We start from the raw sequence: 20,147 nt of genomic DNA, 5'->3' as shown, positions 1-20,147 counted from the left end.
GATGAAAATCGAGTTTGCCTACAGTTTTTTTATGACTTTTACAATTTGAACGTTGATCTCTCTCCAGGCACTCGCTTTCCGTGGGCGGTCCGGGAGCTTCCTCGGCTTACGCCTGCGGTGTCTCCCCTTGACGCGTTTTCCCCGCAGGAGTCTCGCACCTTACGCTCCAATCAACTTTGTTTTAATATACAGATAGAACTTATTCCTACAGTCTTTTTTGTATTAAATATAGAAGTATTAAACTTGAGGTGATAAGGATGGCTTTCTAAACATGATTCTATTCAGCGAGATCAACTCAAAGTGAATATTTTAAACCAATTGGGGATAACATCCAGAAGCAGCATTTGTCTTAACTTTATAGTCTTTCCCAGCTTTATAGTACGAATATACCATACCAATTCACTGCAATAAGTATCCGCGTCTTTTAGCTCAGATTCAATATCCCCATACGGTCATTGCCACTATCCTAAAGTACCAGATGAAAAGTCCAGCCGTATGTATAGTGACTAAAAGATTGATCACAAAAAAACCCCCTTCTAAAAGGAGGTCACTGATCTATTATCCTCAAAAGAACTCGTGATATAATGCCTGAATCGCCGTCTCTTCGTTGTGCCCTTTCACACCGAACATCATGCTTACCTCAGAAGAGCCCTGGTTGATCATCTCAATATTCACCTTTGCTTCGGCCAAGGCTTTTGACGCTCTTGCCGTTGTACCGACATTATGACGCATCCCTTCCCCTACAACCATGATCAAGGCCAGATCATGCTCCACATTCACTTCATCGGCATGCAGCTCTTTCTTGATTCGGGAAATGATTTTATTCTCGGCTTCACCTTTCATCTGGTCCTGCCTTAGAATAAGCGTCACATCATCGATGCCTGATGGAATATGCTCATATGAAACTCCATAATCTTCGAGGATGTGCAGCAGTTTCCGGCCAAAACCAACTTCCCGGTTCATCAAATATTTGCTAATGTAAATACTGCAAAATCCTTTATCACTTGCAATCCCAATAACGGGCCCGTTCGTATTATCCCGTGTATTCACAATGCGGGTCCCTTGTGCCGCCGGATTGTTCGTATTCTGGATATGGACAGGTATTCCCGCACGGAATGCAGGAATCAGCGCCTCATCATGAAATACCGAGAAACCTGCATAAGAAAGCTCACGCATCTCACGATAGGTTAGTTCCCGAATTCCCTTCGGATTGGAAACCACATTTGGATTCACCGCATAAACGGCATCCACGTCCGTAAAGTTCTCATACAAATCAGCTTTGACCCCATTCGCAAGAATCGAACCAGTAATATCTGAACCGCTTCTTGAGAAGGTTAACACATCACCATCTAACGTATATCCAAAGAACCCTGGGAATACAACGATTCCTGGCTCATCACGCAGAGCATATAACCGATCATAAGACTCTGGCAGCACCTTGGTGAATCCACCTTCATCCGTTACGATCAAGCCGGCCTTCTTTGGATTGATATACTGTGCCTCTACACCACGGCTTTGAAAATAACCTGCGACCAGCTTCGCATTATTATCCTCGCCGCTGGCCTTCAAGGCATCCAGATAGCGCTTCGGGTTAGTTTGGTCTGCATGCAGCAGTGCCATTAAATTCTCATGAATCCCAGTGATGACACTCTCGGATATATCCAGCTCTTCAGCAATGCTCGCATAGCGGGATACAACATCTTCTATCAAATGCTCTCCGTTATCCCCGCGCAGCTGCTGTTCCGCAGCTTCAATCAATAAATCCGTCACCTTTATATCATCGGAATTGCGTTTTCCTGGAGCCGAAACGACCACAATCTTCCTCTCTGGATCAGAAACAACAATTTCGAATACCTTCCTCAACTGTTCACCTGACGCAAGTGAACTTCCACCAAACTTTGCAACTTTCATCTCGACATCCCCTATTTTCGTAAATATTCTGTCAAAATCAACTCTCCCTATTATTACGCTTTTTCTCGAAACAATCAAGTGGAAATTCCATTATAGGAGGACACTTGTATTTTTAAAAAGGACAAATCATCAGGACGACTGATAAAGAATGGCTAAAAACAAGGAAAAAGACAACGGGCATATGCCCATTGTCTCTCCTATTCTTTAGCGATTATCCACAGTTTCCGGATATAAGTCATGGTTCATCAAGCGGTAATTCGCCATTTCCTCATACTTAGTACCTGGTTTCCCATAATTCGTGTAAGGGTCGATGGAAATTCCGCCCCTAGGCGTGAACTTGCCCCAGACTTCAATATATTTAGGATCCATCAATTCGATTAAATCATTCATGATGATGTTCATGCAGTCTTCATGGAAATCACCGTGATTGCGGAAGCTGAATAAATAAAGTTTCAAAGACTTGCTTTCCACCATTTTCACACTGGGAATATAGCTGATGTAAATGGTAGCAAAGTCCGGCTGGCCCGTTATCGGACATAAGCTAGTGAATTCCGGGCAATTGAATTTGACGAAATAATCCCGGTTCGGATGCTTGTTATCGAATGACTCAAGGATTTCAGGCGCATAGTCAAATGTATATTTTGTTCCTTGATTCCCAAGCAGTGTAATATCTTTTTTTAATTCTTCTTCTTTTCTTCCAGACATGAAAAGTCCTCCTAATCCCACGTTTCAGGGAGATTCATAAAATGGGCCTCTATATAACAAAAACCATATCTCCTCAAAGATATGGTTGATTCGCGAAAAATATCAAAGCCATAGTTTTTTTAAGAGGGTGATGCTATGAACCTCTCCCGTTTATCGGGAAATATTTTAAAATTGTCTTAGTAAATATAAAAAAAAATAGTCAATCTGTCAATGCAACTCTCTTAAATTGGGTTTGATTCCTTTATATATTCAGTTTAAAATGGAAAAAGCAGTTCAACCTATAAGAAAGAAGAGAATATACACATGTGGATTTTTGCAGCACTCATCACAAGCTTATGTTTCGGAATCAATAACAGCATTTTCAAATGGAGCAGCGGAAAAGGATATTCCAAGATACATATCCAATTTTTCTTTTATTTTTCAGCTTTTATTTTGTCCATTATTTATGGAGTATTTATGGATGGTTTACAGCTGAACTGGCTGTCCATCATGCTTGGTGCAGCAATTGGTGTACTGAACGCTAATGGTAACATCCAGATGGCAAGCGCCTTTGAAAAAGGGCCGGCAAGCTTGACATCACCATTAATCGCAGCGAATGCAATATTCCCCATACTCTGTGCAGCTTTAATTTTTCACGAACATATTTCTTCCTTGCAGTGGAGTGGAATCGTCTGCATGTTTCTCGCTACATTAGTTATCCAGTATACACCTAACGCCAAAGGTAACCATCAATATGTCCCTTGGATCATGCACACATTATTCTCCATCTTATCATTTGGTGTGCTCGGAATTCTAATGACGACATCAACACGTCTTCATTTAAACTCCCTTGATATCCTTGTATCAATGTATGGAGGCGGAATGCTTTATCTTCTTTCAGCTCTGGCCTTTAAAAAAGAAAAAATCAAGCTAAAGGAAGTCAAAATCGGTTCCTTAGTAGGTTTTTTAAGCATGATAGGCTATGGATGTTATTTCTTTGCATTGAACACCGGGATTGCAAGCATCATTTTCCCTGTCGTCAGCCTGAACTGTTTAGTTGTCGTATTCGCTGGATGTTATTTATTCAAGGAAAAACTAAAAACCTATCAAATTGCCGGTGTTCTTGCAGCATTAATCGGTATTATTTTAACTAAAATATGAATATAGTTCGTTTACAAAAACAACCTGGCTGTCATGTGTACAAGCCAGGTCATTTTCTATTTAAACGGGAAATGGGGCAGGTCAAAAAAAAAAAAAAAAAATGTTGACACATCCATAAAAATATCAGATAATTTTGAATATTAATTCTTTCAATTTTACTGCTTTTGAAATGTTTGATTATTCTTCTGCCATGGGTATAAAAGAAATAGGTACAACCACCTCATTTAATTCTGAATCAAGAAAGGAAAGATGCATAATGGTAAAAGTTACAGTAACAGTTGATTTCCAAGGAAAATCTTATCAAACTAACGTCCTTACTAAACCGGGTACAGATCATGAAGTAATTTTACAACAAGCCCTTCATCAAGTTGAAAAGCAATGGAAAGCATAAAAAAGCAGGCATCGTAATAGATACCTGCTTTTTTATTACCATTAAATAATATCCAAAATATTTTTCATATGCACGATTAAAGACCCTCTTGCAGCAATTCCCTCCTATTAAAAAATACACTTTTAATTGTTTTTTTCAAAAGATACTAAAATTAAGTTGTCAGTTTGTGTACTAGAATTTTTTATAATGAAAAAATATCCAATTGAAATGGTCTTTTAAAGACCGTCTCAGCTGTAGACAATTTAAACGTTAATTTCCACTCCAGGCACTCGCTTTCCGCGGGCGGTCCGGGAGCCTCCGCGGCACCTTTGCGCCTGCGGGGTCTCCCTTGGACTCGCTTTTCCCGCAGGAGTCTCGTACCCTCCGTTCCAATCAACTTTGCTTTAAAATTTAGATAGAACCCCTTTTGTCTACAAACTTGATAATAATTGATTTTTGGTTCTTTTAAGCTAAGTTACTTATTAATGGCACGGAACGTTCTTGAAGGCTATCGGAAAACAGACTATAAGAAATGAGTTTCTTCTTGTATTGATTAACTACATCCACGTGGTCATTGTAAATGTACACAAATAACTTAACATCAATTTTGCCTTTTTTAGTATCAATGACTAATGGAGTCCCACTGTCCTCTGGATGTAAAAATAATTGCTCGTTACCCGGGAATATATGATTTTTCTTCAAAAATCTGGCGTTATTAAAATGATTAATAACTTGAATTTTTTCTTCACCTTCCAAACGTTTTCCGTCAAAGGATACGATCGCATTCCCGCCACTAATTTCTGAGTGTATTTTAAATTTGCTGATAATCCAATTAACAGCATCGGTTGGAAGACAGGAAACCAATATTTTTAACAAACTTAAGATAATTGTCAAAATCAAAACCGGCAATGTCAATTCATCATCTCCGCTACATTTATAAATTATTTCTTTCTTATATAACTTATTATATCAATAGGGCTGGCAGTTTTTCTTAGAAGATGTGTCCGTTCTATTAACGTTTTACTTTGGTAAAACATTGTACTTAAACGCAATTTCCCCTTAATAAATATAATGTTCCGAAATGGTTATACTAAACAAAAGATTTCATCCACATCCTTCTTAACAAATTTATACTTATTAAAATACAAAAAAACTGGGCGTCATCAAGACGCCCAGCTTTTCCGGAATCGATTATTGATATCCCCAAATCATTGTTAGCATTGTACCGAAAATTGTAACCAATGCAACGAACAATCCATAATAAACGTTTGTGTAAATCGATGCTTTATCTTCAGACTCACCTGCGTGCATGAACATAACTAATTGCAGTGCAGCTTGCATGAAAGCTGTAACAAGCAGGATGATCATGGCCATTTTCAGTGAGAGATCAAACATGATAACTGATAGTGCGACCAAAGTCAGGACTAGAGAAAACGCAAATCCCATAACTTGGCCCCGTGGGAATAATTCTTTCATATTACATCATTCCTTTCAGATAGACGAAACTGAAGATGAAAATCCAGACAACGTCCAAGAAATGCCAGTAAAGTGAAAAGATGAAAGCCTTGTTTGTTGTTTCTGGAGTCATACCGCGCTTTTTGATCTGCATGACGATGAAGGTTCCCCAGAATAAACCAAGTGTAACGTGAGCTCCATGCGTACCTAGTAATGTAAACAAACTAGATAAGAAAGCACTTGTTTGAATGGTTGCTCCTTCATGTACATACTCCACGAATTCATAAATTTCGACTCCCAAGAAGCCTAAACCAAGAATAAGGGTGATAATGAAGAAACCAATCGTTGCTTTCTGTCTGCCAAGTCTCATTGCATTGATTCCAAGACCTATGGTAAAACTACTTGTTAAAAGAAAGATTGTTTGGAACATCAGGGTTGGGAGTTTAAAAAGATGTTCCCCTGTTGGACCATTTCCAGTTCCATCAACCAATACAAAATAAGTGGCGAACAGTGTAGCGAAAAGAGCTATTTCTGCTCCTAGGAAAATCCAGAATCCAAAAATCTTTAAGCGATTTTCTTCCGTGCTATATTCTAGTGGCAGCGAGTTATCTATTTTCATTACTTAGCACCTCGCAATTTATTTTCAGTTTCTTCGATCTCTTCAACAGAGATATAACGTCCGTGATCTTTTTCGAATGAACGGTGAATCATACAAGCAAAGATACCGATCGTTGCAATGATTGCAATGATCCACATGCTGAATACCATCGCAAAGCCCCAAACGAAGAAGATACAGCTCATGATAAACGGCACACCACTGTTATTTGGCATATGGATCTTTTCTACTTTACCGCCAAATAACTTAAAGCCTTTTTTCTTTGAATCCCAGAAAGCTTCTGTAGAATCAACTGTTGGCACAATTGCAAAGTTATATTCAGGAATTGGTGTATGTGTAGCCCACTCTAGTGAACGTGCATCCCATGGATCGTTTGAAATATTTCTTGACGCATAACGAGTGCTCCAATAGATATTGTACACAATAAGTGCAAAACCTATTGCCAAGCCAATCGCTCCAACGAAAGAGAGCATATTCAATGGACCATACCCTGTTGATTCAGAGTACGTATACATACGACGTGCCTGCCCATCTAAACCAGTGATGAACATCGGGAAGAATGTTACATTAAAGCCGATTGTAATGAACCAGAACGACCATTTCCCAATTTTTTCGCTCAACATGAAACCGAACATTTTTGGCCACCAGTACGTAAAACCAGCAAGTACGGCAAATACAGTACCAGGGATTAAAACGTAGTGGAAGTGAGCTACTAAGAACATTGTATTATGGTATTGGTAGTCAGCACTTGCCATTGCAAGCATAACCCCTGTTACCCCACCGAGCGTGAAAATCGGAATGAAAGCTAAAGAGTATAGCATAGGAACGGTAAACACGATTTTACCTTTCCAAAGTGTGAACAACCAGTTGAAAATCTTAACACCGGTCGGGACGGCAATTGCCATCGTGGTAATCGAGAAGATACCATTAACCATTGCACCGTGACCCATTGTATAGAAATGGTGAGCCCATACAATGAAAGATAGAGTAGAAATAGCTACCATGGAGATAACCATCGAATTATACCCGTACAGGTTACGACGTGCAAATGTCGAAATGATTTCACTGTAAATACCGAAAGCCGGAAGGATTACTATATAAACTTCAGGATGTCCCCAAACCCAGAACAAGTTCGCCCAAAGCATATCGCTACCGCCATTGGCCATCGTAAAGAATTGAGTTCCGAATAGACGATCCATTGTCATCAACGCAAGTGCCACTGTCAATACAGGGAAAGCGAAAACGATAATGAAGTTTGTGATCAAGATAGACCATGTGAACATTGGCATTTTCATTAAGTTCATGCCAGGTGCTCTCATTTTCAAGATTGTTACGATAAAGTTGATACCAGTCAGTAATGTACCGATACCAGCTATTTGAATTGCAATCGCGTAATAGTTCGAACCTACTGATTCACTGAAATCGTTACTTGCCAGCGGGAAGTAAGATGTCCAACCTGCATCAGGAGAACCACCGACTACGAAAGAGATGTTAAATAGCATTGCCCCCATGAAGAATAACCAGAAGCTTACTGCGTTCAGACGTGGGAATGCTACGTCACGCGCTCCAATTTGCAATGGTGTGACAATGTTCATTAACCCAATGATAAATGGCATAGCCATGAACAGGATCATGACGACCCCGTGTGTTGTAAATACCTCATTATAATGCTGTCCATCCAAAAGACCGTTATCTGGAATAGCCGTTTGAGCACGCATCATAAGAGCATCGACGCCACCACGGAAAAGCATAAGCAGTGCTGCCAAGATGTACATGATACCAATACGTTTATGGTCAACCGTTGTTAACCACTCACGCCATAAGTAACCCCATTTTTTAAAATAGGTAATTCCGGCAACAACCGCAATCATGGTTAAACCAATGGCAACCATGGATGCATAAATCGCAGGACTTGGATGAGGTACGGCAAATCGATCAAAGTAATCCATACTTTTGTGACTCCTTTCAGGAAAATATTCCTTATCTTGTAAACCTAGTTGTTTTATCGAACGAAATTAATTCTTAGTGATCATGATTCATGTTGCTGTGTTCTGAATGTTCCTCGTGTGAATCCTTGGAATCATTTTCTTCCTTATCAGAAGATCCGTGGTCATGACCAGCATTTTCCCCTTCAGGAGCTGGAGAAAACTCTAAGTGAGTTCCAGTGTAAGTGGATTGTCCCACATGACCAGGTTTTAATAATTCATTGAATTTTTCCTCAGTAATCGGTTTAGCAGTAGCTTTAATTTCATCTACCCACTTATCGTATTCTTCTGCAGACAGTACATTAACGTTGAACGTTTGCTGAGCAAAACCTGAACCACTGAAGTTTGAATTTCGACCCATATACTCTCCTGGTACATCAGCTGCTAAGTGCAACGTATTAACCATGTCCGACATCGCGTATTTTTGTCCTCCAAGTTGCGGAATCCAGAAACTTGAGATTGGACCGAATGAGTAAAGTTTAAATTCAATTGGTCGGTTAGTAGGTAAAAACAGATAGTTGACTGTTTCGATATCTTCTTCCGGATAACTAAAATGCCACTTCCAGTTGGAAGATGAAGCATAAATAATTAAAGGTTCCTGATCACCGTATCCTTTAGGTGTTGCCTCAACTTCATTTGTTGTTTTAACAGTAACAACGGATAGGAAAGCGACGATTAGAATTGGGATCGCAACCCAAATTATTTCAAGAACCTTACTTCCTTCAATATGAGGCGGTTCATAATCATCACGTTGTTTGGAAGCACGATATTTCATTATCATGAAGATATACAGTACCATAACGACAAGGACGACAAAGGCCATTGTCCATATCGAAATCATAATAACATCTGCTTGTGTTGCAGCTACCGGCCCTTTAGGGTCCAAGACCATTAATGGGTTATCGCAACCGGTTAGCACAGTGGCAATAGTAAAAAGTATAGTTAATAGAGCCCATTTTATTTTCATAGTACTACCCCTTTCTTACATAATAAAATTCCAATTGGTAATTATTCGGACAAAGTGTTACCATGTTCACAAACCCCGACATACCAATATTAATCCCAAGTCTAAAAAAAGACAATACAAAGTGACATCTGTCACATAAAGTTCATTAAAGAGCAGTAAGAAGATGGTAAATGAACTGAAATGTTCGAAAATCTTCAGCAAATGAAATATAATAAATGTTTCATATCTTGCCTTTGAAAATTCACTTATCAGTACAGGATTGCAGATAGTACCGATCCTCTTTCCATTTAATATTACTCTAATATAATGAAATAAAAATTTCACATTATATTCACTGTGTATATTGCCTCAAAACTCTTAAAGATTATGAATTATATTACCTATCCTGTCAATTAGGTATTTATCGTTAGAAAACATGATTTAAAACGGATTTTTTTCACTCGGCCATGGAGGTTGGTAAATGGTAGACACATTGGACACGATATTGTCTCCATGCTTCAATATCCTTATGATCCAACACAGGTCAATATTATATATATATAAGGAAACGACGAGTTTGAAATGAAATTGGGTTCTTTCGCAATCCTTATGGCCTGTCAGTATTTTTAAAACAGCCGTTTAGCAATAGGCTTGGTAGAAGTGGTTCTATCAAATCCCCTTTAGCAAAACCCACTGCCCTATAACCCCATATTGATACCTGTATCCCTTTTGAATTTTTAATTAAAAGTACATAGAAAAAAATCCACGAAAAAAGGACTTCTTAAAAGTGTCCTTTTCTCGTGGATATAGTTTAAAATGTAACAAATCGGTAATTCGATTCTGATATGCATAAAATGAAAGCGTATTCATTGATTGAGATCAAGTTGACTCAAATTCAGCAAGTTAGGCAAAAGAACAACTAGTTCTGTTTAGAAAAACAGTATATTGCCCTATATTCCTCGTTTTAGTTACTGAATTCTGTACTTCTGTTTGTTGGAGCTTTAGCCTTTGTTTTCATTTTTATGATTTTAGTCGTTTCCGGTTCAATTCTTTTGCCTTTATGTGTATTCATTACCATTTCTTCTGTCAGGACAAAAAATATACCAACTAGAAAAATGGCAGCTGCGCTTAATGTGATGGCGATTCCAACAGCGGTAAATATATAATCCTTATTGTAATCGCTTACAAAGAAACTTAAAGCAAAAATAATAATTCCGATTACACAACCTGTGCCCGATACCCATTTCACTGCATCTAACATCTTCTGATTAGCTTCCATAATTTCATCCCCTTTCTTTCTATTTTATGACATTTCACAAATTTGTCAAATCTTTTCTATTTTTTAACATATCCACGATGAAAACCTTGACAAATAGAAGGCGCCACCATTCACTTTTAGGTATTCAAGACTATATGAACAAACTGCAAAAACAGGGCAAATACACTATCTATTTTTCCGATATTAACCTTTTGAATACTATAAAAAAACTTCCAATAAAAGACCCCTGTTGAATAATCAGGGGCCTTACCTCTTTCTATGGTTTTTGCAAGGTGATCGTTACCGTTTTCTCTTCAGTGCCTCGATATACTTTAACCTTTACTTTATCGCCGATTTTCTTATCTGAATATAAGTATTTCCTTAATGCTGCAGCAGTATCAATTTTCGTTCCATCAATCTCAACGATGATATCCTGTTGCTTAAGCCCTCCATTCGCCGCAGCCGATCCCGCTTCTATACTCGTCACCATTACGCCGGACTTTACGGCTTCTGGAACATTTTGAATGTAATATTGCGGCAGTTCTTCCATACTGGCCAAGCTGACTCCTAAATATGGGCGCGTGATTTTTCCATTTTCAATCAGCTCCGTAACAATCGGAATCACATCATTACTTGGTATGGCAAACCCTAAGCCTTCCACACCGTTTTCGGAAATCTTCAAACTGTTTATGCCGATCACTTCCCCAGCGGTGTTGATCAATGCACCCCCGCTATTGCCGGGATTGATCGCTGCATCTGTTTGAAGGACATCAAGTTCCCACTCCCCGTCCGAGGTATCGACTGAAATGGAGCGTCCGGTCGCACTGACGATCCCTTGTGTAACCGATCGTGAAAAATCAAGTCCAAGAGGATTGCCAATTGCCAATACTTCTTCACCTGGACGCATGCTATCGGAATTCCCGAATTTAATTCCCTCAGGTGCCATCGAGGCATCAATTGTCAAAACCGCTAAGTCCGTCAAAGCATCAGCCCCTACAACAGCTGCCGTTGCCTTTTGTCCATCATACAATGAAATTTCGACTTCCTTAGCTCCTTCAATAACATGATTGTTCGTGATGATATAGGCTTTCCCATCAGCTTTTTTATAGATGACCCCTGAGCCGGTGCCGCTTTCAACCGTTTCGCTCTCCGTGCTTTGCCGCTCGTACGGGTACTGGTTTTGCATCTCCTGTAAATTCACGACCCCGACTATCGATTTGGATGCTGATTCGACCATCTCGGCCCTATCATTTGAATCAGTACTCGTCGATAACTTTTCCGCCGTGACACTTTTATCTTTTTCAACACTTTCCGTTTGCTGTACACCTGCCGTTTCGGTTGACTCATTCACTGAACTACTCCCTTGATCTATAAAGTCCCCGCCAAATAGAAATACAGACGATGTAACCATAGAAGCAACCGTTCCGGAAACAAGGCTAGTTAGCCAAAGAGACTTTCCCTTTTTCCGTTCTGCCTTCACTCTGACCTGCTCATCACCATTATAATTCTCCATCTTTATCCCTCCTATGATTTTCCTTTATCCTTTACTTGACTCAATCATAAACAGGAAATATTAAAAAATTCTTAAGAAAATAAGAATAGGGCAACATTTTCACAAAAATTATAAAATTATATCGAATCCTGTAATTTGCTGCTGCACTGCAAAATAAAAAGGCCTCAACAGGGGCCTTCAATTCGACCATACAGTTATCCTACAAGACTTCATAAACTTCTTTAGTCTTCTTATTCACTCCATACCAGCCCCAAGTGGTTTTGTGGCCACTTTTCTGACTAGGTTCATCCACCTCGAAAACATGAAAAATGTAATCTCCCTTTTCAGCATCATGATCATATTCGATATCCAAATTCGGAAAATTTTCCATGTCCACATAATCCATCACAAGCTTCTCTGCCTGAGATTTACTTAATGTTCCAACCGAAGCCTTGCTCTCTTCTTTGCCTATTGTATCCGTTGCCGCCTCATCTTCTAGTTTGGATCCAATGGTTCCGTCCACAGTTGCTTCCTCCGCCGGTTCCGCCTTGTCATTTCCCTCTACTTCTTCAATCGTGGCGGATTCTGATACCGGTTGCATTTCCACCGCCTTTGAAACCATTAGTTTACCTTCCCGGTATTTTGCTTTATATGCGGTTGCTTCTTCAAAATCGCTTTTGGCCGAATCAAAATCCTGTTCGTCGTATTTCTTCATTCCACTCGCCAGAAAACCTGAAAGATCCATTAACTCCCTTGATTCCGGTGTTTTTGCTTCTTTATAAGCTAATACAAATGCCTCATGGGCTTCTAAATAATTTTCCTCATTCAACTGACTTTTCCCTAAATCCATATTGGAATCATAATTCCTTGTTACGCAGCCTGAAGCAATCAACACCAAAAAAATAACCATGATTGACCTCTTCACTATATCACTCCTTGATTTTCCATATTATTCTGTAAATTCATCTTATACCATTTGATAAGAAATCCGATACCTCTATTTCCTATCTTTTTCATTAAGGAAATGTTTACATTGATGATTAACTTTTTACAAATAGTGGTACAGAATAGATAAACGCTTGAAAGGATGATCGCAGAATGATGCAGGAAAAACAGACCTATCATGTCGATTTGGTCAGCGGCGACGTACTCGCACAAAAACTTGAAGAGAATCCAAGCTTCACTGTACACGCAACCGATGAGGAACTTGCAGAATTGAAACAATGCTTGGAGGAACACCGGACAGATGACCTGGAGGCATATGCCCGTTCACATGTGCCCTACCTTCTCTATCATCATGACCGGGCAAATGATAAATACGATGCAGCCATGAAAAGGCTTTATGCCCTCATTTATAAATTAGGGGATGAAACGGCACGAAACCATATTGAAGAAATCGGCATATTGAAAGATAACAAATTCGAGGGACAAGAAGAAGTGCAAAAGTTCAAATAAGAAATAGGAACAGAACCTGAAATCCAAAGGTTCTGTTCTTTTATGATCAAGTTCAATCAAAAATGTTTTCCTGCCCCCAATAAAGGAAATACAAGATTCCATTTTATGATTCATTAATCAGTTTTATAAGCAGAGTTCTTTCAATCTACATATTTATCCTTCAAATAATCTGAACCAATACCGCCAATAACCATCAAAGCAAATGGTAAAAAATTCGCTAAAACTGGCATGCTTTTTAAAATGGTAATATCTGTGCCGGCAAATTTATTAAGTCCAAAAATAATTAATTTGGACACTAACAAAAATGCTCCTATTAAAAATACGATATCAAAAAACATTTTCCTTTTTGGAAATGCTAACTGCTTACTTTCCCTTATTATTTTCTCTTTCAATTCCTCGTCACTCCTTAATAATTCATCTACCGTAATTTGAAATAAATCACTTAAATTAATGAGTACTTCAATACTTGGATAATTTTTTCCCGTTTCCCATTTGGACACAGATTGGCGACTCACATGAATCTTCTCTGCAAGATCATTTTGTGACCAATTTCTTTTCTCCCGTTCCTTTTTTAATCGTTCGCTAAAAATCATAATGAGTTCATCGCCTTTCCTGCTCCTAGTATATTGAGATGAATTATGCAAAGTAAAGATAGTAATAAGCGCATTACTATGCAACTTATGGGTGACACCGAAGAAAACCTTGATATATCAAGGGAGTCCGTTTAATTTTCCGGAACTGCTGTAGAAAGTCAAAATTTCAAAAAATTGCAGCCAGTTAACACGAAAGTGGCAGAGAAAGGCCTTGTAAGATCGCTTCCATAATTTCACGAAGCATTTATTACTCTTGCGGCTTTTGCAATTCCCCATTCTTCAGGATGATTCCGTGAGTAAAAAACATAACGGAAACTGTTCTTTATAGATATCATTTCCTCATTATTTGTAGTTCAAATGAAGGTCATGTTACTGAATCGTTTTAAAGATATTTTTTACCTTGCCTTGAATATATAATTCTGCAAAGAATCATACTTTAAGAAGGCCCCCAATGAGAGGCCTTCTTCCGGTACAAACTCAGTTATTAGTTGTAGAAAAAGTGTTATAAGGTCCAATTGATAAGCAATCCGGCTTGAGCTAACCCACCGCCGAAACCATATAATAAAACCTTCTCACCACCACTTAGCTTCCCTTCTTTTAATCCTATTTCCAAAGCTAATGGAATTGTTGCTGAAGAAGTATTTCCATACTCCACTAAGCTATATAAAGTACGTTCAATTGGAAAGCCACTTCTATCACATATTGACTCAATCATTCTTAAATTTGCACTATGCGGTACGAACCAATCAACATCATTCAATTGATATTCAGCATTTTTCATCACAGTTTGCATTCCTTTTGGAACGGTCGTGACAGCCCATTTATAAACCTCACGTCCATTTTGTACAAGGTTGCCGCTATCATTTAAGTCTTCACCATTTATGCGTGTCGATAGGTTTGTACTATATAAATGTTTTCCGCCTTCTCCTTCCGAATATAAATGTGAAGAAATAAAACTTGGCTGTTTTTCATCATATTCTACAAGAACTGCTCCTCCGCCATCTCCAAATAAAATACAAGTGGCTCGATCTTCATAGTCCATAAGTTTAGATAAAGTATCAGCTCCAATAACAAGAACTTTCTTGTTTAAACCAGATGTTACCAATCCATTAGCTACATGCAGCCCATAAGTAAATCCTGCACAGGCAGCGTTTAAATCAATAGCTCCAGTATTCTTAATACCTAGCTTTGCTTGGACTAAAGATGCTACACTTGGAGTGTTGAAATCAGGTGTAAAGGTACAGACAATGATCATATCAACATCTTCGACAGATTTATCATACCGCTCCATTAAATCCTTTACAGCTTTATAACCTATATCACTAGTAAACTCCTCTTCATGTGCAATTCTTCGTTCTTTAATACCAGTACGTTTAACAATCCATTCATCATTGGTTTCAACCATTTTTTCTAAGTCTTTATTTGTTAACCTTTTTTCAGGAACATACGAACCTATCGCAGTAATACGTGCTTTGGATTTGAACATAGAATAGCCACCTCGTGTGTATGAATTGCATCATTTTATAACTTGATATTAACACCTGGTACTAATTATAAAGCAAAAAAAATCTTATGCAACTAACCGTTACATTTAAACCCATAAGAAAAAGAGCGGGGCGGGGCAAATCAACTACTTTAAAGTAAAGCACCTGTTAGTTTAATACAATCTCTAGAGAGACTGCCAAAAGTCATCTTCAAGACATTCCCTCTAATAACGTATTACTTACAATTATACTGATAGCTTGAATAAATTCTGCTTGCATCACTGAACTTGTCAAAAAAAAATCCATACTCCTAGTTGATGCAGATCTTACTTATTTATGATGACGACAGATTTGATCTTGTCTTTCTAGGTTTTGTTCGACTGCATATGTAGTGCCCCATTCACACATTGTATTTAATACAGGTACAAATGATTGACCTAACTCAGTTAAACTGTATTCTACTTTTGGTGGTACCACTTTATATACTTCTCTCCGGACAAGCCCATCTCTTTCCAGCTGCTTTAATTGGTCGGTTAAGACTTTCTGGGTAATGGCCGGTATTAGAATATAAAACTCTTTTGTCCTCATTGGTTTTTGACTCAGAAAAAAGAGGATTAAGCATTTCCACTTTCCTCCTACAGTATTCATGAAAATATTTATTCCCGTATTTAGGCTCTTCATTCCTCATTCCTCCTGAATAGGCACATAAAGGTGGCTATGCCACTTTATTGTGCGTTATTTTCTTCTACATCATGGGTCCATTATACTCTGATTATAAAGCAAATATAACATTGGGAGTGAACACGATGAGTGTAAGAGAGACTATAGAAAAAAGACGTTCCGTAAGGCAGTATGATCCCGATTATAAAATTAGTCCAGAAACGTTGGCGACACTTATTGAAGGAGCCAGTAAATCGCCTAACGGAAACAATATTCAAGCAACACGATACCTGGTTATAGATGAACCATATTTAAAGAATTTGTTACTGCCCATCGCTTTTAATCAACAACAGGTAATTGAAGCCTCAGTACTGATTGTTATACTAGGTGATTATCAAGCATTTGAAAAAGAAAATATCATAATGATACATGAGGATGAATTTCAAAAAGGTTATTTTGATGCATCAGTAAGAGATTATCTAACAAACGCGGCAATCAATTATTATCTAAATAAATCAAAAGAAGATTTAAAGGTTGAATTAATAAGAGACGCAAGCCTGGCGTCAATGTCGTTAGTTTTATTGGCGAACGAGGCAGGTCTTGAAACCATTACAATGTCCGGGTATGATTCCGAACAATTAAAGTCAGCCTTAAAAATTTCTGATAGGTATTTAGATGTTATGCTTATTGCCATGGGGAAAGGAATTAAAGAAGGTCACAAAACAGTAAGACACGATGTTAACAAAGTCATTTATAAAAACAAAATATAGTGAGTGTAATTACTTTTTTAAAATTCGGATATTGGAAATTAGTGTGGAAAGAGGGTTAAAAAGAACCCTCTTCCCCTATCTCTTATAGCTAAAACTCACCGCTAGCTATCAGCCTCTTAAATCCTCTACATACAGATTTATCACTATATTAACGTAACGGATTCATTTTAATAAGTTACAGCGAGCGCAAGGGCCAGCACTGTTCCATTGACGATATCCATCGCATAATACGGAACGGACATCATGATCAGCCCATTTTGTTCCGATCAGGACTTCTCCGACAAAGGTTCCAAAGGCATTCGGCTTCCCCGCCCCTAAAACGGAGGAACCAATAAAGGCTGCCGCGACGGCATCCATTAAATAGGGTGACCCTGAATTGATTTCCGATGTCATGACCCTTGAAGCAAGGACAATCCCCCGATTGCAGCAAATAGAGCCGAAAGCAGATAGGCAAGGATTTTGTTTTTATTAACCAATATCCCGGAAAGTCTCGCCGCTTCCTTATTTCCCCCAATCTAAAAGGAATCAATCACATCTCTTACAACTTCCCATTCCAGGCGCTTTTGTTTAAATCCTTCTTCACCCACTGATGTAAGTCTGTAATATTTTCTTCATCCTCCTGGTCCTTGCTCATCCCCCCAGTAAGAAGAAATCCATTCATTCTTTTCTAATCTCTTTAAAAACAGATAAAGTGTACCTTCTTTTAATTCAAATTGGTCATCACTCATATCACGAACAATTTTGGCTAATTCAAAGCCGTACATATCCCTCCTATGTAAAAGTGACAGGATGAGCTTGTCTATATGACCTTTTAAGACTTCCTTATTAATATCCTTTTTTTCACATATTGTAATTAAATATTTTATATTACTTTATATTGCAAGGTATTAATTTAATAAAATATTACAAATTCAACTAACCGTTTTTTTAGTTATACCTGATTTAACACTCTCCTTTAGGTAAGTACCTATACTAAAAGTGCATACTTACGTACTTGCAGAGTGCACTTTATACTTAAAATAAATAAAAATTAAGGAGGAGAAATCTTTGAAAACTCTTGTTATCGTATCACACCCAAGTCTAGAAACATCCGTCATAAATAAGCGGTGGGTAGAAGCGCTAAGGAAATATCCGGAAAAGTATACAGTACACGAATTGTATAAGGTTTACCCTGACGGAAACATTAATGCGGAAAAAGAACAGCAATTAATCGAATCGCATAGTAATCTTGTTTTACAGTTCCCTTTTTATTGGTTCAATTGTCCGCCCCTCCTAAAAAGATGGCTTGACGATGTTTTTACTTATGGTTGGGCATATGGTTCAAATGGAGGCGATAAATTAAAGAATCGCAAAGCTGCTTTAGCTGTATCTGCCGGAATTAACAAAGAGGATTATAGGGAAGGCGGAAGATATCGCTATACACTTGAACATTTATTATCTCCCTTTGAAACTACCTTCCTGTACTGCAATGCAGACTATCGTTCATTCTTTGCGTTTTATGGTGCTGAAAATCAGCCGTCCGCAAGCGAATTGGAAAAAAGCGCACAAGATTATTTGAATTTTGTCGACAACCTTTAATAGGCAGTTTCATTAAAGAAGTATTTCCTTGTTAGGGAAATACTTCTTTTGATTTAATCAAAATAGCTACACCTACGGCCGTACAGTCTCCTGAGCTGGCAAACTGTTTTTCTCTCCCCACTCGCACATCATATTTAACAATGGAATGAGAGATAGACCACGTTCTGATAATGAATATTCTACTTTTGGAGGTATTTGGGGAAATTCCTTGCGTATGATAAGGCCGTCTGCCTCCAGCTCCTTTAACATGATGCTTAGCGTTTTAAAGGAAATGGTGCCGATACTCCGCTTCAGCTGATTATGCCGCATAACCTTATTTTCAGACAGCCAATACATAATGATCATTTTATATTTTCCGCCTATTAAGGACAACGTATATCCAAAGCCAGTGTCATTTGGTTTCACGCCAGTCGGAACACAGGTTTCGCTCATAAGTTTACACTCTCCTTTGGTTAAGTAGGATATGAATGTTCATACTTTACAATAGATCATTATCAATTTTATTGAAAGGTAAAGTAAGTTTCCTATAAAAATTACAATTGTGGTCAATGTTTATACTCCAACAATGAGGGATCAAAAAGTACTCCTGCCCCCATTTTAGCGTAAGTAAAATGATGAAGATATCCTTAACCCGTCCCTTTTTTAAAAAGGAAAAATCCTGTTGCATTCCAACAGGATTTTTCCATCATTTTGGATTTCTGTATAGTAACGTAACGAATTCATTTTAGTGTTTTTGCTTGTAATAGGTTACAGCGAGCGCAAGGGCCAGCACTGTTCCTTTGACGATATCCATCGCATAATACGGAACGGACATCATGATCAGCCCATTTTGAAGGATTCCGATCAGGACTGCTCCGACAAAGGTTCCAAAGGCATTCGGCTTCCCCGCCCCTAAAACGGAGGAACCAATGAAGGCTGCCGCGACGGCATCCATTAAATAGGGTGACCCTGAATTGATCTCCGATGTCATGACCCTTGAAGCAAGGACAATCCCCCCGATTGCAGCAAATAGAGCCGAAAGCAGATAGGCAAGGATTTTGTATTTATTAACCGATATCCCGGAAAGTCTCGCCGCTTCCTTATTTCCCCCAATAATGTACATATAACGACCGTGCTTCGTATAAGTCAAAAAGATATGAGTCGCTATCACAATGACGGCCATGATCAGGATTATCCATGGTACCTGGCCAATTTTGGCGAAAAACGGGCTGATTAGTCCTGTTGCGAATGTCCCGTCGGGCATGACCATATTTTGTGAAACCGTGGCCCCTTTTGTATAGGTAAGGGCAATTCCCTGGATAATGAACATGGTAGCCAATGTCATCAGCATGTCGGGAATTCTCAATTTAACGATCATGAATGAATTCAAGGCCCCTACGACAAGTGAGGCACCGATCGCAGCTAATATAGCAATTAATGTATCCTGTGAAAACCAGACAAACATCGAGATGACGATGGCATTGGCCAATGATGCGACGGAGCCGACGGAAAGGTCGAAGCCATCTACGGTCAGGGATATCGTAATGCCGATCGCAATGATGGTCACGATTGAAATGGAACGCAGGATGTTGACCAGATTTGTAGTTTGAATGAAAGATGGATTGGACACGGCAAAAATTCCAATCAGAATGATAATCGTCAATATTGTGCCGTATTTATAGAAAAAGTCGAATAGTTCCACCTTTTTCTTCGCTTTCGCTGTCTGTGTAACAGGAATGGGTATGCTCAT

General features: G+C 38.6%; 20 protein-coding genes, 2 pseudogenes and 1 riboswitch. Of the genes and pseudogenes, 5 read left to right on the top strand and 17 right to left on the bottom strand.

The genetic code is table 11. The features are described 5' to 3' along the window. Positions 1-564: 564 nt before the first annotated feature. Together ABOA58_RS02755 and queF are read right to left on the bottom strand one after the other, a co-directional pair. Positions 565-1,911, bottom strand: a complete 1,347-nt coding sequence (locus ABOA58_RS02755; protein WP_350301107.1) for an aspartate kinase — start codon at positions 1,909-1,911, stop codon at positions 565-567. Between the two features lie 204 nt (positions 1,912-2,115). Beyond that, entirely contained in the window at positions 2,116-2,616 is a 501-nt protein-coding gene (gene queF, locus ABOA58_RS02750; RefSeq protein WP_034305880.1) for a preQ(1) synthase, read from the bottom strand. Positions 2,617-2,720: 104 nt separating this feature from the next. After that, positions 2,721-2,766: riboswitch (PreQ1 riboswitch) on the bottom strand. A gap of 153 nt (positions 2,767-2,919) precedes the next feature. Between queF and ABOA58_RS02745 the strand changes: the two genes are divergently transcribed. Continuing rightward, positions 2,920-3,756, top strand: coding sequence for an EamA family transporter (locus ABOA58_RS02745; RefSeq protein ID WP_137017866.1), 837 nt, complete (start codon positions 2,920-2,922; stop codon positions 3,754-3,756). Between the two features lie 133 nt (positions 3,757-3,889). After that, on the top strand, positions 3,890-4,147 hold the full coding sequence (locus tag ABOA58_RS02740; protein ID WP_350301106.1) for a BA3454 family stress response protein: 258 nt from the start codon (positions 3,890-3,892) through the stop codon (positions 4,145-4,147). 444 nt (positions 4,148-4,591) lie between these two features. Here ABOA58_RS02740 and ABOA58_RS02735 read toward each other — a convergent pair whose 3' ends face one another. The 8 genes from ABOA58_RS02735 to ABOA58_RS02700 form a co-directional block, all read right to left on the bottom strand. Then, positions 4,592-5,041, bottom strand: a complete 450-nt coding sequence (locus tag ABOA58_RS02735) for a YfmQ family protein (RefSeq protein ID WP_350301105.1) — start codon at positions 5,039-5,041, stop codon at positions 4,592-4,594. A gap of 276 nt (positions 5,042-5,317) precedes the next feature. Beyond that, positions 5,318-5,602, bottom strand: a complete 285-nt coding sequence (gene qoxD, locus ABOA58_RS02730; protein ID WP_048684982.1) for a cytochrome aa3 quinol oxidase subunit IV — start codon at positions 5,600-5,602, stop codon at positions 5,318-5,320. 1 nt (position 5,603) lies between these two features. Then, a complete protein-coding gene (gene qoxC, locus ABOA58_RS02725; protein WP_241590064.1) occupies positions 5,604-6,200 on the bottom strand; it encodes a cytochrome aa3 quinol oxidase subunit III in 597 nt (198 codons plus the stop codon). After that, a complete protein-coding gene (gene qoxB, locus ABOA58_RS02720; protein ID WP_101224932.1) occupies positions 6,200-8,146 on the bottom strand; it encodes a cytochrome aa3 quinol oxidase subunit I in 1,947 nt (648 codons plus the stop codon). Before qoxB ends, qoxC begins: the two co-directional genes overlap by 1 nt. A gap of 73 nt (positions 8,147-8,219) precedes the next feature. Further along, positions 8,220-9,149, bottom strand: coding sequence for a cytochrome aa3 quinol oxidase subunit II (qoxA, locus tag ABOA58_RS02715; RefSeq protein ID WP_350301104.1), 930 nt, complete (start codon positions 9,147-9,149; stop codon positions 8,220-8,222). 943 nt (positions 9,150-10,092) lie between these two features. Further along, positions 10,093-10,407, bottom strand: a complete 315-nt coding sequence (locus ABOA58_RS02710; protein ID WP_241590067.1) for a hypothetical protein — start codon at positions 10,405-10,407, stop codon at positions 10,093-10,095. Between the two features lie 256 nt (positions 10,408-10,663). Further along, positions 10,664-11,899, bottom strand: coding sequence for a S1C family serine protease (locus ABOA58_RS02705; RefSeq protein WP_350301103.1), 1,236 nt, complete (start codon positions 11,897-11,899; stop codon positions 10,664-10,666). 199 nt (positions 11,900-12,098) lie between these two features. Continuing rightward, positions 12,099-12,788, bottom strand: coding sequence for a hypothetical protein (locus tag ABOA58_RS02700; protein WP_350301102.1), 690 nt, complete (start codon positions 12,786-12,788; stop codon positions 12,099-12,101). A gap of 188 nt (positions 12,789-12,976) precedes the next feature. Here ABOA58_RS02700 and ABOA58_RS02695 point away from each other — a divergent pair, with 188 nt between their 5' ends. After that, positions 12,977-13,333 (top strand): hydrolase, encoded by a 357-nt coding sequence (locus ABOA58_RS02695; RefSeq protein WP_350301101.1) that lies wholly within the window; start codon positions 12,977-12,979, stop codon positions 13,331-13,333. Positions 13,334-13,473: 140 nt separating this feature from the next. On the opposite strand, the gene ABOA58_RS02690 is transcribed toward ABOA58_RS02695, so the two are convergent. The 3 genes from ABOA58_RS02690 to ABOA58_RS02680 form a co-directional block, all read right to left on the bottom strand. After that, positions 13,474-13,926: a helix-turn-helix domain-containing protein gene (locus tag ABOA58_RS02690; RefSeq protein ID WP_350301100.1), complete on the bottom strand. Its 453-nt coding sequence runs from the start codon at positions 13,924-13,926 to the stop codon at positions 13,474-13,476. Positions 13,927-14,428: 502 nt separating this feature from the next. Continuing rightward, entirely contained in the window at positions 14,429-15,412 is a 984-nt protein-coding gene (locus ABOA58_RS02685; RefSeq protein ID WP_350301099.1) for a ketoacyl-ACP synthase III, read from the bottom strand. Between the two features lie 328 nt (positions 15,413-15,740). After that, complete coding sequence (locus ABOA58_RS02680; RefSeq protein ID WP_034305903.1) at positions 15,741-16,091, bottom strand: winged helix-turn-helix transcriptional regulator; 351 nt, start codon at positions 16,089-16,091, stop codon at positions 15,741-15,743. Between the two features lie 125 nt (positions 16,092-16,216). Here ABOA58_RS02680 and ABOA58_RS02675 point away from each other — a divergent pair, with 125 nt between their 5' ends. Further along, positions 16,217-16,840: a nitroreductase family protein gene (locus ABOA58_RS02675; RefSeq protein WP_350301098.1), complete on the top strand. Its 624-nt coding sequence runs from the start codon at positions 16,217-16,219 to the stop codon at positions 16,838-16,840. Positions 16,841-17,007: 167 nt separating this feature from the next. Here the strand turns inward: ABOA58_RS02675 and ABOA58_RS02670 are convergent. Together ABOA58_RS02670 and ABOA58_RS02665 are read right to left on the bottom strand one after the other, a co-directional pair. Beyond that, positions 17,008-17,355, bottom strand: a pseudogene (locus tag ABOA58_RS02670) (ABC transporter permease); the annotation flags it as partial. After that, positions 17,356-17,688: pseudogene (locus ABOA58_RS02665) on the bottom strand (PadR family transcriptional regulator). A 199-nt stretch (positions 17,689-17,887) separates the two neighbouring features. Here ABOA58_RS02665 and ABOA58_RS02660 point away from each other — a divergent pair. Continuing rightward, on the top strand, positions 17,888-18,418 hold the full coding sequence (locus tag ABOA58_RS02660) for an NAD(P)H-dependent oxidoreductase (RefSeq protein WP_350301097.1): 531 nt from the start codon (positions 17,888-17,890) through the stop codon (positions 18,416-18,418). A gap of 72 nt (positions 18,419-18,490) precedes the next feature. Here ABOA58_RS02660 and ABOA58_RS02655 read toward each other — a convergent pair whose 3' ends face one another. After that, positions 18,491-18,850, bottom strand: coding sequence for a winged helix-turn-helix transcriptional regulator (locus ABOA58_RS02655; protein WP_350301096.1), 360 nt, complete (start codon positions 18,848-18,850; stop codon positions 18,491-18,493). A gap of 292 nt (positions 18,851-19,142) precedes the next feature. Further along, a complete protein-coding gene (locus ABOA58_RS02650) occupies positions 19,143-20,147 on the bottom strand; it encodes an ABC transporter permease (protein ID WP_350301095.1) in 1,005 nt (334 codons plus the stop codon).

It is taken from the genome of Peribacillus frigoritolerans, assembly GCF_040250305.1.
Classification (GTDB): Bacteria; Bacillota; Bacilli; order Bacillales; family DSM-1321; genus Peribacillus.
This window is presented reverse-complemented; position numbering and strand designations above follow the sequence as displayed.

Bases quoted from the DNA above. Each gene is read 5' to 3' on its own strand.
- ABOA58_RS02755 (WP_350301107.1), bottom strand. From the start codon at position 1,911: ATGAAAGTTGCAAAGTTTGGTGGAAGTTCACTTGCGTCAGGTGAACAG.
- queF (WP_034305880.1), bottom strand. From the start codon at position 2,616: ATGTCTGGAAGAAAAGAAGAAGAATTAAAAAAAGATATTACACTGCTT.
- ABOA58_RS02745 (WP_137017866.1), top strand. From the start codon at position 2,920: ATGTGGATTTTTGCAGCACTCATCACAAGCTTATGTTTCGGAATCAAT.
- qoxD (WP_048684982.1), bottom strand. From the start codon at position 5,602: ATGAAAGAATTATTCCCACGGGGCCAAGTTATGGGATTTGCGTTTTCT.
- qoxC (WP_241590064.1), bottom strand. From the start codon at position 6,200: ATGAAAATAGATAACTCGCTGCCACTAGAATATAGCACGGAAGAAAAT.
- qoxB (WP_101224932.1), bottom strand. From the start codon at position 8,146: ATGGATTACTTTGATCGATTTGCCGTACCTCATCCAAGTCCTGCGATT.
- qoxA (WP_350301104.1), bottom strand. From the start codon at position 9,149: ATGAAAATAAAATGGGCTCTATTAACTATACTTTTTACTATTGCCACT.
- ABOA58_RS02710 (WP_241590067.1), bottom strand. From the start codon at position 10,407: ATGGAAGCTAATCAGAAGATGTTAGATGCAGTGAAATGGGTATCGGGC.
- ABOA58_RS02705 (WP_350301103.1), bottom strand. From the start codon at position 11,899: ATGGAGAATTATAATGGTGATGAGCAGGTCAGAGTGAAGGCAGAACGG.
- ABOA58_RS02700 (WP_350301102.1), bottom strand. From the start codon at position 12,788: ATGGTTATTTTTTTGGTGTTGATTGCTTCAGGCTGCGTAACAAGGAAT.
- ABOA58_RS02695 (WP_350301101.1), top strand. From the start codon at position 12,977: ATGATGCAGGAAAAACAGACCTATCATGTCGATTTGGTCAGCGGCGAC.
- ABOA58_RS02690 (WP_350301100.1), bottom strand. From the start codon at position 13,926: ATGATTTTTAGCGAACGATTAAAAAAGGAACGGGAGAAAAGAAATTGG.
- ABOA58_RS02685 (WP_350301099.1), bottom strand. From the start codon at position 15,412: ATGTTCAAATCCAAAGCACGTATTACTGCGATAGGTTCGTATGTTCCT.
- ABOA58_RS02680 (WP_034305903.1), bottom strand. From the start codon at position 16,091: ATGAAGAGCCTAAATACGGGAATAAATATTTTCATGAATACTGTAGGA.
- ABOA58_RS02675 (WP_350301098.1), top strand. From the start codon at position 16,217: ATGAGTGTAAGAGAGACTATAGAAAAAAGACGTTCCGTAAGGCAGTAT.
- ABOA58_RS02655 (WP_350301096.1), bottom strand. From the start codon at position 18,850: ATGAGCGAAACCTGTGTTCCGACTGGCGTGAAACCAAATGACACTGGC.
- ABOA58_RS02650 (WP_350301095.1), bottom strand. From the start codon at position 20,147: ATGAGCATACCCATTCCTGTTACACAGACAGCGAAAGCGAAGAAAAAG.